The 12887-nt window shown below is 72.4% G+C and carries 16 protein-coding genes; all 16 read left to right on the top strand.

Annotation, left to right across the window (positions count from 1 at the left end):
• Position 1 precedes the first annotated feature (1 nt).
• The 16 genes from O2W15_RS03075 to O2W15_RS03150 all read left to right on the top strand — a co-directional run bounded on the left by O2W15_RS03075 (position 2) and on the right by O2W15_RS03150 (position 12743).
• Complete coding sequence (locus O2W15_RS03075) at positions 2-457, top strand: flagellar export protein FliJ (RefSeq protein ID WP_269161654.1); 456 nt, start codon at positions 2-4, stop codon at positions 455-457.
• Positions 445-1395, top strand: coding sequence for a transglycosylase SLT domain-containing protein (locus O2W15_RS03080; RefSeq protein ID WP_269178327.1), 951 nt, complete (start codon positions 445-447; stop codon positions 1393-1395). Before O2W15_RS03075 ends, O2W15_RS03080 begins: the two co-directional genes overlap by 13 nt.
• The gene (locus O2W15_RS03085) at positions 1392-2837 is read left to right on the top strand and encodes a flagellar hook-length control protein FliK (protein WP_269178328.1); all 1446 of its coding nucleotides are present in this window, start codon (positions 1392-1394) and stop codon (positions 2835-2837) included. The genes O2W15_RS03080 and O2W15_RS03085 overlap by 4 nt, the downstream gene beginning before the upstream one ends.
• A gap of 15 nt (positions 2838-2852) precedes the next feature.
• Positions 2853-3311 carry a flagellar hook assembly protein FlgD gene (locus O2W15_RS03090; protein WP_269161651.1) on the top strand — a complete coding sequence of 153 codons (459 nt, stop codon included), beginning with the start codon at positions 2853-2855 and terminating at the stop codon, positions 3309-3311.
• Positions 3312-3366: 55 nt separating this feature from the next.
• The gene (locus O2W15_RS03095) at positions 3367-4668 is read left to right on the top strand and encodes a flagellar hook protein FlgE (RefSeq protein WP_269161650.1); all 1302 of its coding nucleotides are present in this window, start codon (positions 3367-3369) and stop codon (positions 4666-4668) included.
• 191 nt (positions 4669-4859) lie between these two features.
• Entirely contained in the window at positions 4860-5147 is a 288-nt protein-coding gene (locus O2W15_RS03100; RefSeq protein WP_269161649.1) for a flagellar FlbD family protein, read from the top strand.
• Positions 5148-5150: 3 nt separating this feature from the next.
• Complete coding sequence (locus tag O2W15_RS03105) at positions 5151-5921, top strand: motility protein A (protein ID WP_269161648.1); 771 nt, start codon at positions 5151-5153, stop codon at positions 5919-5921.
• Entirely contained in the window at positions 5918-6883 is a 966-nt protein-coding gene (locus tag O2W15_RS03110; protein WP_269161647.1) for a flagellar motor protein MotB, read from the top strand. The genes O2W15_RS03105 and O2W15_RS03110 overlap by 4 nt, the downstream gene beginning before the upstream one ends.
• On the top strand, positions 6880-7359 hold the full coding sequence (locus O2W15_RS03115) for a flagellar basal body-associated FliL family protein (protein ID WP_269178329.1): 480 nt from the start codon (positions 6880-6882) through the stop codon (positions 7357-7359). The genes O2W15_RS03110 and O2W15_RS03115 overlap by 4 nt, the downstream gene beginning before the upstream one ends.
• Positions 7360-7557: 198 nt before the next feature.
• On the top strand, positions 7558-8532 hold the full coding sequence (locus O2W15_RS03120; RefSeq protein ID WP_269161645.1) for a flagellar motor switch protein FliM: 975 nt from the start codon (positions 7558-7560) through the stop codon (positions 8530-8532).
• Positions 8529-9275: a flagellar motor switch protein FliN gene (gene fliN, locus O2W15_RS03125; protein WP_269161644.1), complete on the top strand. Its 747-nt coding sequence runs from the start codon at positions 8529-8531 to the stop codon at positions 9273-9275. Before O2W15_RS03120 ends, fliN begins: the two co-directional genes overlap by 4 nt.
• Complete coding sequence (locus O2W15_RS03130; protein ID WP_269161643.1) at positions 9272-9700, top strand: FliO/MopB family protein; 429 nt, start codon at positions 9272-9274, stop codon at positions 9698-9700. The genes fliN and O2W15_RS03130 overlap by 4 nt, the downstream gene beginning before the upstream one ends.
• Positions 9700-10548 carry a flagellar type III secretion system pore protein FliP gene (gene fliP, locus O2W15_RS03135; protein WP_269178330.1) on the top strand — a complete coding sequence of 283 codons (849 nt, stop codon included), beginning with the start codon at positions 9700-9702 and terminating at the stop codon, positions 10546-10548. The genes O2W15_RS03130 and fliP overlap by 1 nt, the downstream gene beginning before the upstream one ends.
• Entirely contained in the window at positions 10545-10820 is a 276-nt protein-coding gene (fliQ, locus tag O2W15_RS03140) for a flagellar biosynthesis protein FliQ (protein ID WP_036336255.1), read from the top strand. The genes fliP and fliQ overlap by 4 nt, the downstream gene beginning before the upstream one ends.
• Before the next feature lie 7 nt (positions 10821-10827).
• Complete coding sequence (fliR, locus tag O2W15_RS03145; protein WP_269159997.1) at positions 10828-11592, top strand: flagellar biosynthetic protein FliR; 765 nt, start codon at positions 10828-10830, stop codon at positions 11590-11592.
• 17 nt (positions 11593-11609) lie between these two features.
• Positions 11610-12743 carry an EscU/YscU/HrcU family type III secretion system export apparatus switch protein gene (locus tag O2W15_RS03150; protein WP_269178331.1) on the top strand — a complete coding sequence of 378 codons (1134 nt, stop codon included), beginning with the start codon at positions 11610-11612 and terminating at the stop codon, positions 12741-12743.
• The last annotated feature ends 144 nt before the right edge of the window (positions 12744-12887 follow it).

The raw sequence follows: 12887 nt of genomic DNA on the forward strand, positions 1-12887 counted from the left end.
GGTGAAGCAGCCGGCCTTCCGGCTGGAACCGGTGCTGAAGCTGCGCCGGACCGAGGAGCGGGCCGCCGCACTCGCCTCGGCCCAGGCCGCCCGCGAGGCGACCGAGGCGGCCGAGCGCGTCGAGCGCGACGTCGCCGCACTGACCCAGCGCGCGCTGCCCGGGCACCCGACCGGCGCGGCCTTCATCGCCGCGATGGTCGCATCGGCCGCCGCGGCTGCCGATGTGTCTGCTGCACGGTCAGTGGCCGTCGCACGCGCCGAGCAGGCGGAACTGGTCCGCGCCCGGTGGACCGCCGCCGCACAGCGCACCAAGGGACTCGAACGGCTGCGCGAGCGGCACGTGGCGGCCCTGCAGGCAGCGGCCGACGCCGCCGAGGAACGGGTGGTCGACGACCTGGTCACCCGCCAGCACAGCACCAGGACGAGCAGGGAGGAGGAGACGACGTGGACGGACTGACCGCGGTGCACAGCCGGATCGGGCAGATCCAGGCGCGTTTCGCGCCCCCGGTGACCCAGAACGCCGCCTGGACCAGCGCGGCCTCCGCCGCCGGCCTCACCGGCAGCAGCCCCACGAGCGCCACCGCGGCGACCACCGCAGCGACCGGCACCGGTGCCGAGGTGGTCGGCGCGGCCACCAAGTACCTCGGCGTCCCCTACAAGTGGGGCGGCACCGACCCGGCGACCGGCCTGGACTGCTCGGGCTTCACCCAGCGCGTCTATGCCGACCTCGGCATCAGCATCCCGCGCACGTCGTCCCAGCAGGCCACCGCCGGCCGGCCGGTCGCCTCCCTGGCCGAGGCCCAGCCCGGCGACCTGGTGTTCTTCGACAACACGCCCTCCCGGCCGGGCATCGACCACGTCGGGCTCTACATCGGCGGCGGCAAGATGATCGCCGCCCCGCAGGAGGGCGACGTGGTCAAGGTGCAGGACGTCGGCAAGCCGACCCTCATCCGCCGGGTGCTGCCGGAGAGCACGACCACCTCGCCGGTCACGGCAGCTGCCGGCGGCGGCCTCGCCGGGGTGCCGTACGCCGACCTGTTCACCCAGGCCGGCGCCCGGCACGGGGTCTCCCCCGCCCTCCTGGCCGCGGTCGCCAAGACCGAGTCCGGTTTCAACAGCTCCGCCGTGTCGTCCGCGGGCGCCACCGGGCTGATGCAGTTCATGCCCGCCACCGCCAAGGGGCTCGGCGTGAACGCCACCGACCCGGCGTCCTCGATCGACGGCGCCGCCCGCTACCTGAGCCAGCTGACCAAGCAGTTCGGCTCCACCGAGCTGGCGCTCGCCGCCTACAACGCCGGCCCGGGCACGGTGCAGCGCCACGGCGGCATCCCGCCCTACGCCGAGACGCAGTCCTACGTCCAGAAGGTCACCAGAGCCGCGGAGGCCTACGCATGACCAGCACGACCACCCTGCCGGTGATCTCGGCCCCGGCCCGCTCCGGTGCCGCCACCCACGGCTCCACCGGCCGGTCCTCCGGCAGCGACCGGGCACCGGCGTTCGCCAGCGCCCTCGACGACGCGCTCGGCAGCGAGCGCGCACCGTCCCGGTCGTCCCAGCGGGCCGCCGACCGCGCGGCCGAGCGCGCCTCGGACCGGTCCGCCGTCCGGTCGCCCGACCGCCCGACCGTCGACCGGCCCGACCGCCCGGCCGTCGACCGCCCCGACCGGCCGTCCGAGGCGCCGGCCGCCGACGTCGACGCACCGGCGGCCGACGCTGCGGCGGAGGCCACCGACGCCAGCAGCGACACCGTCGCCGCCGCTCCGCCGGTGCCGTTGCAGCCCGGGCTGTGGGCGTTGCTGGCCGCCGCCGCCCCCCTGACCGCCGAGCCGACCGCGGGCCTCGGGACGGCGTCCGCCGCGGCCGGCCTGATCGGCGTCGTGACCGGCACCGGGCAGGCCGTCGACGGCTCGGTCCCCCTCCCGGGCGGCCCCCTGCCGGGCGTCCCCGTGTCCGCGGTCGTGCCGCCGGCCACCGCGCCCGACGTGTCCACCTCGCCCGTTCCCCCGGCCACGGCCGGGCCGGCCGCAGCTGCCGCCGCTGCGCTGGCCGAGGCCGCCGGGCTCACCGTCGTCGTCGACCCGCTCGGCACCTCGGCCGCGGCTGGTCCCACCGCCGGGTCCGCGCCCGGGGCCGGCCCGGCGACCTCGACCGACGGCGTCGGGGCGCCGGTGCCGCTGCCCACCGCCGGCGGTGCCGCCGACACCGCCGACACCGGGTCGGGGACCACCGGGGACGAGTCCACCGCGACCGCGGCGACCACCGGGGTCACCCCGTCGGCCGCCGAGACCGACGCCGTCTTCACCGTCCCCGGCCCGATGCCGGCCACCGCCACGCCGGTCGCCGGCACCGGCGCACCGGTGCCGGCTCCCGCAGAGACCCCCGTCGCCGCCCAGCTCGGCCGCCAGCTCGCCGTCCTGCACAACGCCCCGGACGGCAGCCAGACGATGACGGTGGTGCTCACCCCGGACGACCTGGGGCCGGTGTCCGTCCAGGTCACCGTCACCCGCGGCGTCCTGGAGGTGACCCTGCACGGGGCCCACGAGGCCGGCCGGCAGGCACTGCTCGATGCCCTGCCCGACCTGCGCCGCGAGCTCGACGGCGCCGGCCTGGCCACCGGCCGGGTCGAGGTCGGTGCGGGCAGCGGCAACGCCGGCTCCGGCGCGCGGACCGCGCAGGAGCTCTTCGACGCCCGGGCCGACCAGCAGGGCCGGTCCGGTCAGCCGGACCAGCAGGGCGGCTCCCGCCGCGGCGGTCAGACCGCCGACCACCTCGGCCCCGGCAGTGCCGCGCGAGCCGCCGACCAGTCCACGTCAGCCGGCGTGGACGTCCGTGTCTGATCTGGAGACCGTGCGATGACCACCCCGATCACCGGGACCGTCGGTACGCCGACCACCACCGCGTCCACCTCGACCGCGCGCTCCGACCAGATGGGCAAGGACACCTTCCTCAAGCTGCTGGTCGCCCAGATGCGCTTCCAGGACCCCAGCAACCCGACCAGCAGCAGCGAGTTCATGGCGCAGACCGCGACCTTCACCCAGGTGGAGAAGCTCGAGGAGATCGCCAAGCAGAACGCCGAGCTGCTCACCCTGCAGCGCTCGCTGAGCGCCGGCGCGCTCGTCGGCAAGCACGTCGCCTACACCGCCGACGACGGCAGCACCGTCACCGGTGCCGTCTCCTCGGTGATCGTGACCGGCGGCGTCGAGCCGCGGGCGGTGGTCGGCGACAAGGCCGTGCCGCTGGGCCGGATCACCGAGATCACCGTCCCCGAGGTCGACACCCCCGCAACCACCCCGGCGAAGCCCGCCGGCTGACCCCGGCGCCCCCGCCCTCCCCCCACACCGATCACCGATCGCGAGGAGCTCCACCGTGCTTCGTTCCATGTTCTCGGCCATCTCCGGCCTGCGCGCCCACCAGACCAAGCTCGACGTCGCCGGCAACAACATCGCCAACGTCAACACCGTCGGTTTCAAGGCCAGTCAGACCGTCTTCGAGGACACGCTGAGCCAGGTGCTGCGCAACGGCGCGGCACCCAACGGCGACGTCGCCGGCACCAACCCGGCGCAGGTCGGCCTCGGCGTGAAGGTCGCCGGCATCACCACGAACTTCGGCCAGGGCTCGACCCAGAACACCGGCCGGGCCAGCGACTTCATGATCAGCGGCGACGGCTTCTTCGTGACCAAGGTCGGCAACGAGCAGCTCTACACCCGGGCCGGCTCCTTCGACACCGACGGCGTCGGCAACCTGGTCACCCCCGACGGGGCGAAGCTGCAGGGCTGGATGGCCAACGCGCTCGGGGTCGTCGACCCCAACGGCCCGATCCAGGACCTGCGGATCCCCACCGGTCAGGTGCTCGCCCCGGTCGCCACCACCGGCGCTGCGCTGGCCGGCAACCTATCGGCCACCGTGGTCGCCGGCGAGACCCCCGTGACCAGCCAGGTCAACATGTACGACGACCTGGGCAACGCCCACCCGGTCAACGTCGAGATGACCCGCAACGCCACCCCGGCCAACAGCTGGAACGTGACCTTCACCGACACCTCCACCGCGACGGCCACCTCGACCGGCACCGCGCTGGGCAGCGTCACGCTGCAGTTCGCCGACGGCAGCAACACCTACCTGGACGCGAACGGCCAGCCCCGCCAGGCCGGGACCCTCGCGACGCCGAACCCGGCCACGTTCGAGCTGCCCACCTCGGCCGCCGGCGTCGCCGCCTGGACGCAGGACGTGGACATCGACCTGTCCGCCATCACCCAGTTCGGTGGCAAGAGCGACGCCGCGGCCAAGACGACGGCCCAGAGCGGCTCGGCCATGGGCGTGCTGGAGGGCTACTCGCTGGCCAACGACGGCACGATCGTCGGCATCTACTCCAACGGGCTGCGGCAGAACATCGGGCAGCTCGCGCTGGCCACCTTCACCAACCCGGGTGGCCTGGAGAAGGCCGGCAACAGCTCGTTCCGGGCCGGCGACAACTCCGGCAACCCGCTGGTCGGGCAGGCCGGCACCGGTGGCCGCGGCAGCCTGTCGGCCGGCGCGCTGGAGATGTCCAACGTGGACCTGGCCGAGGAGTTCACCGGCCTGATCGTGGCCCAGCGCGGCTTCCAGGCCAACAGCCGCGTGATCACCACCTCCGACGAGATCCTCCAGGACCTGGTCCAGCTCAAGCGCTGATCCCTCCCACCACCAAGGTGGCCATCTTGGTGGTGGGTGAGGCGCTCACCTGCGCGGATGGCCCGGTCACCCCGTCGGGGGGACCGGGCCGTTCAGCTCAAGCACCGCCCTCGACACGCCGATGACCTGACTGCGGCGCGATGAGGCCCGTTCGTGGCGACACCGCCACAACCCGACCCCTGGAGCAGTCCGTGATCCGTCTGACGCGCCTCAACGGCGAGCACTTCGTGCTCAACGTCGAGCTCATCCAGCGCGTGGAGGGCCACCCCGACACCGTCATCACGCTCCGCGACGACACCAAGTACGTCGTCACCGAGACCGTCGACGAGGTGGTCCGCGCGGTCCGCGACTACCGGGCCAGCATCCAGGCGGTCGCCTTCCAGATGGACCGCGGCGAGTACCGGATGCCGACCGCACACCACGCGAAGGGCACCGAGGACTCCTCGGTCCTGCCGTTCCCGAGCCGAGAAGAGCGCTGAGCCATGGACCCCGCCACCCTGATCGGGTTCGTCGTCTCCATCATCGCCCTGGTCTTCTTCATGATCCTGGAGGGCGCCGACCCGACGTCGCTGATCTTCCTCCCGGCGATCATCCTGGTCGTCATCGCGACCTTCGGCGCGGCGCTGGCCAGCCAGACGATGGACGACCTGAAGAAGATGCCCAACTGGTTCAAGATGGCCGTGCTGCCGGCCAAGGTGCCGCCGGCCACCGAGCAGATCCAGGTCCTGGTCAGCCTGGCCGAGAAGGCCCGCAAGGAGGGCCTGCTCGCCCTCGAGGCCCAGGTCAAGGACATCGACGACCCGTTCCTCAAGCGCGGTCTGCAGATGAGCATCGACGGCACCGACCCGGAGGACCTGCGCAGCATCCTCGAGGGCGAGATCTCGGCGAAGAAGACCGAGGACAAGGTCGCCGCCAAGTTCATGAACAACATGGGCGGCTACGCGCCGACCATCGGGATCCTCGGCTGCATCGTCGGCCTGATGAACGTCATGGGCAACCTCAGCAACCCCGAGCTGCTGGGTCCGATGGTCTCCGCGGCCTTCATCGCCACGCTGTGGGGCGTCATGGCGGCCAACTTCTGGTTCCTGCCGATGGGCGCGAAGATCCTGCGGGTCAGCGCGCTGCAGGCCGCGCAGATGGAGCTGCTCGTCGAGGGCATCGCCGAGATCCAGGCGGGCACCAGCCCGCGGACCGTGCGCGCCAAGCTGACCTCGCTGGTGCCGCCCAGTGAGCAGCAGCGCGAGGCGGCATGAGCAAGGGCGGCGGGCACGGCGGCCACGGTGGCCGTCGCGCCAAGAAGCACGAGGAGCACGAGGAACACGAGAACCACGAACGGTGGCTGGTGTCCGGCTTCGACATGATGACGCTGCTGTTCGTGCTCTTCGTGGTGCTCTACGCGATGAGCTCGATCGACCTGGCCAAGTTCACCGCCTTCGCCAACGGCGCGCGGGACGGCGCCGGCGCCCCGGTCACCATCCTCAACGACGGCGCCGCCATCGCCGCGCCGATCGAGAACGACAGCCCGCTCAAGCCGGTCCAGGTGGCCCAGGAGGCCGCCATCGACGGCACCGCGCAGACCGAGGCGGAGCAGGCAGCGGCGGTGGCCGCCGCCGAGGCGAAGGCGCGGGCCGTCGCCGCCGAGGCGGAGTCGGCCTACGACCAGCTCGCGGCGGCGCGGGCAGCGATCGCCGCGGCGCTGGCCGAAGCCGGCCAGTCCGGAGCCGCCCAGTTCATCATCGACGAGCGGGGGCTGGTGGTGCGCGTGGTCTCCGACCCGGTGCTCTTCGCCCCGGAGTCCGCGGCCCTCCTGCCACAGGGGGTCACCGTGCTCAACGCCATGGGCCCGGCGATCCGGGACCTGCCCAACCTGGTCCGGGTCGAGGGCCACGCGAACTCACTGCCGGTCACCCGCGGCGGCCCGTGGCCGTCGAACTGGGAGCTCTCCGCCGTCCGGGCCACCACCGTGCTGCGGCACCTGGTCGACGCCAACGACGTCGGGCAGGACCGGATGTCGGCGGTCGGCTACAGCGACACCCGGCCGCTCGTGCCCGACACCGACCCGTCCTACGTGACCGTGAACCGACGGGTGGACGTCGTCCTCCTGTCCACCGCCTCCCCCGAGGCCAACGCACTGCTGCCCGGCATCGAGGCGGCCACCCAGACCACGCAGACCACCCAGGCCAACGGCACGACCTCCGAGGGGAGCCAGGAATGAGCAAGAAGAAGCAGGAAGAGCCCGAGGACGCCGACGGCGCCAAGGGCGGCGGCAAGAAGAAGTTGCTGATCATGGGGCTGGTCGCCGTCCTGGCGATCGGCGCCGCCGCGTACTTCTTCGTCTTCAGCGGCAGCGGCGAGGCGGTTGCCGAGCCCGCGCCGGAGGCCGGCAGCGTCGTCCTCCCGGTGGAGTCGGTGGCCATCAACCTGGCCGGCGGGAGCTACCTGAAGCTCGGCTTCACGCTGCAGTTCTCCCTCGCCTACGACGAACACGCCGGTGGCGGCGGGCACGGCGGTGGCGCCACCCCGGACGGTTCGAAGGCGATGGACATCGCCATCTCCCAGTTCTCCGGAGCTGCCCTGTCCGACGTGCAGACCAACCGGGAGGCGATGAAGGCCGCGTTCGAGGCGGCGGTCGTCGAGGCGTACCACGGCGACGTCTACGAGCTCTGGTACACGGAGTACGTCACCCAGTAGTGGAAGGACCCCCTCGCCCCCCAGCACTCGCAGGCTCGTGCCGGGGCCCTGCGAGGGGGCCGCTCCAGCAACCGCACCAGCCGCTCCTCCCCCACCGTCCCCACCGGGGAACACCTGCACCAGCCGGCGCCCAGCTCCTCGGCGCCGGCTGGTGTCCGGCGGTCAGGGTCACCGCGCCCCCCGCCGATGAGGACATGCGTGAGCCTGTCCGACACCGTGGCCGACGCCCCGAGCGCCGCCGCCCCCCGACTCCCCGAGGGGCAGGCGCGCGCCCGACGCCGGGAACCGCGCACCTACGACTTCCGTCGTCCCACGAAGCTCTCCCGTGAGCACGTCCGGATCCTGCAGATCACCCAGGAGTCCTTCGCCCGTCAGGCGACGACGACCCTGACCTCCCTGCTCCGCACCGGCGTCCGGGTCGAGCTGACCGGCATCGAGCAGTTCTCCTACGACGACTACATCGCCACCCTGCCGTCGTCGTACTTCGTGGCGACGTTCACCCTCGAGCCGCTGGCCGGCAAGGGCGTGCTCGCCTGGCCGCTGGACTCCGCGATGGCGATGGTCGACCACATGCTCGGCGGCTCCGGTGCCGGCGACCAGCCGAACCGGCCGATGACGGGCATGGAGAGCGCCATCACCGGCCACCTCCTGGCCCGGCTGCTCGACGAGCTCGGCCAGGCGTTCGCCCCGGTCACCGCGCTGACGCCCGCGCTGGACAGCGTCGAGTACAACCCGCAGCTCGCCCAGGCCGCCTCCGGTTCCGAGACCGTCATGGTCGCGACCTACAGCATGCGGATCGGCGCCCGGGAGCCCGAGGTCACCCTCGTGCTGCCCTTCGCCTCCTTCGCCGGCCCGCTGAACAACGCCGCCTCCCCGCAGCTGTCGGACGTCGCGAAGCACAAGCGGCAGCGGGCGCTCGAGGCGATCACCGAGCGGATCAACGACGTCCCCGTCGATGTGAGCGTGCGGTTCAACCCGCTGGACGTCCCCTCCGGTGACCTGTTGTCCCTGGCCGTCGGCGACGTGCTGCTGCTCCGCCACGCCCAGGACAGCCCGCTCCAGGTCACCACCAACGACGTGACCTTCGCCCACGCCCTCCCCAGCAACCACCGGCGCCGCCTGGCGGCCGAGATCGTCCCCGACACCTCGACCGGCGGAAAGGACCCCGCATGACCACCGCCTTCGGCACCGACCGCTCGTCGGACTCCGACACCATCGCTGCAGCCGTCGCTGCCGCGGCCCAGGCCGCAGCAGCCGCCATGCCCGCCGAGCTCGTCCTCCGGGCCGGGGAGACGGTGGCCGACCCCGAGTCGGTCCCGCTCCCCCCGACCCCCGGCGCGGCCGTCACCGCCGCACTGGGCGGCGAGGTCAGCGGCGACATCGTGCTGGTGCTCTCCGAGGAGATCGTCAGCGCGCTGACCAACTCCCCGGTCGGGCCGATGGACGTCGCCACCGCCCTGCGCCCCGCGCTCGAGGCCGCCGCCGGCGCCCTCGGCCGGGTCCGGGTGGCGGCCGAACGGGTCGAGGACGTCGTCGCGGCGCTGGACGGGCTGCGGGACAAGGGCGTCTTCCTCGCCGTCCCGCTGATCAACGGCACGGAGATCGCCGCCACGCTGGCCCTGCAGGTCACCCTGCCCCGTCCGCGGGAGCGGCGCGGCAGCCTGGACCTGCTGCGCAACGTGGCCATGGAGGTCACCGTCGAGATCGGCCGGACCCGGATGACCGTGTCCGAGCTGCTCTCCCTCCACCCCGGCGAGGTCATCGAGCTCGACCGCGCCGCCGGTGCGCCGGCGGACCTGCTGGTCAACGGCACCCTGATCGCCCGCGGCGAGATCGTCGTCGTCGACGAGGACTTCGGCCTGCGGATCAGCGAGATCGTGACCGAGGCCGGCGAGTACGGGACTCCGCCCGCATGAGCTGGATGATCGTCCGCCTGGTCCTGTCGCTGGTGTTCGTCGCCGCGGTCCTGCTCTTCGCCAGCAAGGTCGCGAAGAAGCGCGGGCTCGGTGGCCCCACCGGCGTCATCGAGGTCGTCGCCCGCCAGCGGATGGGCCGGGCCAGCAGCGTCTCGGTGCTGCGCGTCGCCGGCCGGGTGCTGGTGGTCGGTTCGACCGAGGAGCACGTCACCCTGCTGGCCGAGGTCGAGGACGAGGAACTGCAGGCCGCCCTCGCCGCCCAGGCCCGCCCTGCGGTCGGTGCCAACGGCGAGACCACCGAGCTGCCTGCCGCCCGGGTCCCGGTGCCGCGGGCGGGCAACGGTGCCCTGGCCGGCTCGGTGCTCGACCGCGGCACGTGGACGTCGGTCGTGCACGAGCTGCGTGAGCGGACGGTGCGCCGCTGATGACCGCCGTCCCCGTCCGGCTGTCGGCGCCGCCGCCGACGTCCGGCCCCGCCCGCCGCCGCGCGGCCTGGCTGCTGCCGTTGCTGCTGCTGGGCACGGTCGTCCTGATGCTCCTGCTGGCCGGCCCCGCCTCGGCCGCCCCCACCGCGCCGGTCCCGCCGTCCGAGCCGGTCGCCCCGGTCCTGGACGACGGCGGCCTGGACATCTCCATCGGCGGGGACAGCCCGAGCACCGCGGTGACGCTGATCCTGGCGATCACCGTGCTGTCGATCGCGCCGTCGGCCCTGCTGCTGGTGACCTCGTTCACCAAGATCCTCGTGGTGCTGGCGCTGACCCGCAACGCACTGGGCCTGCCCACCTCACCGCCGAACCAGGTGCTCACCGGGATCGCGCTGTTCCTGACCATCTTCGTGATGGGCCCGGTGTTCAGCGAGATCAACGAGCTCGCCGTCCAGCCCTACCTGGACGGCACCATGAACGCCTCGGCCGCCTACGACACCGGGGTCGAGCCGCTGAAGGACTTCCTGCTCGCCAACACCCGGGACGACGAGCTCAAGCTGATGGTCGGGCTCTCCGGTGAGGAGGCGCCGGCGGACGCGGCATCGGTGAGCATGCTGACCCTGGTCCCGGCGTTCGTGCTCTCAGAGCTGAAGAGCGCCTTCATCATCGGCCTGGTCGTCTTCATCCCGTTCCTGGTGCTGGACATGCTGGTCAGCGCCGCGCTGATGGCGATGGGCATGATGATGGTGCCGCCGACGATCGTGTCGCTGCCCTTCAAGCTGATGCTCTTCGTGATCGTCGACGGCTGGGCGCTGGTGACCACGGCGCTGGTGGGGTCCTACGGATGAGCGACGCCGACGTCACCGAGATCGCCACCCAGACGATGATCGTGGCGGCGAAGGTGTCCGCCCCGATCCTGCTGACCGCGCTGCTGGTCGGCTTCATGATCTCGCTGTTCCAGGCGGCCACCCAGATCCAGGAACCGACGCTGTCCTTCGTGCCGAAGATGATCGCGGTGGCGATCGCGCTGCTGGTGACCGGCAACTGGGTGCTCTCGGAGCTGGTCTCCTTCACCGATCAGCTGTTCGAGTCGCTGCCGCGGCTGCTCGGCAGGACCTGAGGCCGCAGTGGACCTCGAGGTCCCCTCCGCGACCCTCGCGGCGCTGCTGCTGGCCAGCACGCGGGCTGCCGGGTTCATCGCCCTGGCCCCGCCGTTCAACTCCAACGGCATCCCGCGGGTGGTCAAGGGCGCACTCGCCCTCTGCATCGCCCTGGTCACGTTCCCGCACATCTCCGGCACCATCCCGGAGGTCACCGCCGGCTTCCTCATCGGGACTGCGGTCACCGAGGCGGTCATCGGCGCCGCGCTGGGCTTCGTCGTCCAGCTGCTGTTCAGCGCCGTCCAGCTGGCCGGTGACCTGATCGACGTGACCGGCGGGTTCTCCCTGCAGCCGGCCTACGACCCGATGTCGCTGACCACGCAGGGCGTGATCGGCCGGCTGCACTACCTGCTCGCCATCACCCTGCTGTTCACCAGCAACGGCCACCTGCTGCTGGTGCGGGGTTTCGTCACCTCCTACGAGGGGCTGCCGGTGGGCGGCTCGCTGCCCACCGACCAGCTGGGCTCGGTCCTGATCACCGCCTTCTCGATGATGTTCCTGGCCGCGCTGCAGATCGCCGGGCCGTTGGTGGCGGTGCTGCTGCTGGCCGACGTCGCGCTCGCCCTGCTGTCCAAGGCCGCGCCGGCGCTGAACATCTTCGCCTTCGGGTTCCCGCTCAAGATCATGATCACCCTGACCCTGCTGGGGCTGACCTTCCCGCTGCTGCCGCCGGCGCTGGACGGGCTCCTGGACTCCGCGCTCGACGCGATGACCTCGCTGCGCAGCGGCTGACCTGGAGGAGGTGACTGATGGCCAAGGACGGTCCCGGCGGTGAGAAGACAGAGAAGCCGACACCGCAGAAGCTGAAGAAGGCCCGCAAGGACGGGCAGATCCCCCGCACCCAGGAACTGGGCACCTGGCTGGGCGCGGCCGCGGCGAGCGTGCTGCTGCCCATGCTCGTGGGCGGCGCCTTCAGCTCCATCCAGGAACTGTTCGTGCAGGTCGGGGTGATCGCCAACGACCCCGAGCAGGCCACGATGCAGGCGCTCTTCGGCACCGCGCTGGCCGTCTTCATGACCGCGCTGCTGCCGATGGCGCTGGCGATGATGGTGATCGGCACCATCGCCTCGGCGTCCCAGGGCGGGGTCACGATCGCCACGAAGGCGATGAAGCCGACGCTGAAGAAGCTGAACCCGTTCCCGGGGATCAAGCGGATGTTCGGCACCCAGGGCCTCTGGGAGGCGACCAAGGCGATCATCAAGACCGTCGCGCTGGCGACCGTCATCGGCGTGACGTCCGACAACGCCATGCAGCTGGTCTCCGCCTCCGGCGCGCTGCCGCTGTCGGAGGTCGTGCACACCTTCACCGACTCCGCGGTGCTGATGTTCCGCGTCGTGGGCATCACCGGCCTGGTCATCGCGGTCGCCGACTACGTGGTGGTGCGGCACAAGATGATGAAGCAGCTCAAGATGAGCGTCTACGAGATCAAGCAGGAGCACAAACAGGCCGAGGGCGACCCGCAGATGAAGGCCCAGCGCCGCTCCACCCAGCTGTCGATGTCCCGCAACCGGATGATGGCCGAGGTCGCCGACGCCGACGTCCTGCTGGTCAACCCCACCCACGTCGCCGTCGCGCTCAAGTACGACCCGCTGAAGGGCGCCCCCCGGGTGGTGGCCAAGGGCGCCGACGAGATGGCCGCCCGGCTGCGGGCCCGGGCCGAGGAGTGCAAGGTCCCGATGGTCCAGGACATCCCCCTGGCCCGGGCCCTGCACGCCTCCTGCGACCTGGGTCAGGAGGTGCCGGCCCAGCTGTTCACCGCCGTCGCCCGGGTGCTGGCCTTCGTCATGCACCTCTCGGCGCGCGGCGTGAGCGGCGGCATGCACCGGCCCGGCTTCGAGGCACCGGCCACCGAAGGGCTCCCCCGCGCCGGCCGGCGCCGCTGACCGGTCTCCCTGAGGCCCGCGGAGCGGTTGTGACGCACGGTGTGGCGGCCCCGCCCAGCGGTACCGCCCGTTCCCCGGACTGCCGAGAAGGCGGTGGGGGGCGCACCGGCGCATTCCTCCGCCGCCGTAGCGCACCGCACAGGA

The organism is Modestobacter sp. VKM Ac-2979, from assembly GCF_026967995.1.
In the GTDB taxonomy this organism is placed as follows: Bacteria; Actinomycetota; Actinomycetes; order Mycobacteriales; family Geodermatophilaceae; genus Modestobacter.

Coding starts and splice junctions, on each gene's coding strand:
- O2W15_RS03090 (WP_269161651.1), top strand. CDS start 2,853: ATGACCACCCCGATCACCGGGACCGTCGGTACGCCGACCACCACCGCG.
- fliN (WP_269161644.1), top strand. CDS start 8,529: ATGACCACCGCCTTCGGCACCGACCGCTCGTCGGACTCCGACACCATC.
- fliP (WP_269178330.1), top strand. CDS start 9,700: ATGACCGCCGTCCCCGTCCGGCTGTCGGCGCCGCCGCCGACGTCCGGC.
- O2W15_RS03150 (WP_269178331.1), top strand. CDS start 11,610: ATGGCCAAGGACGGTCCCGGCGGTGAGAAGACAGAGAAGCCGACACCG.
- fliQ (WP_036336255.1), top strand. CDS start 10,545: ATGAGCGACGCCGACGTCACCGAGATCGCCACCCAGACGATGATCGTG.
- O2W15_RS03105 (WP_269161648.1), top strand. CDS start 5,151: ATGGACCCCGCCACCCTGATCGGGTTCGTCGTCTCCATCATCGCCCTG.
- O2W15_RS03110 (WP_269161647.1), top strand. CDS start 5,918: ATGAGCAAGGGCGGCGGGCACGGCGGCCACGGTGGCCGTCGCGCCAAG.
- O2W15_RS03085 (WP_269178328.1), top strand. CDS start 1,392: ATGACCAGCACGACCACCCTGCCGGTGATCTCGGCCCCGGCCCGCTCC.
- O2W15_RS03130 (WP_269161643.1), top strand. CDS start 9,272: ATGAGCTGGATGATCGTCCGCCTGGTCCTGTCGCTGGTGTTCGTCGCC.
- O2W15_RS03115 (WP_269178329.1), top strand. CDS start 6,880: ATGAGCAAGAAGAAGCAGGAAGAGCCCGAGGACGCCGACGGCGCCAAG.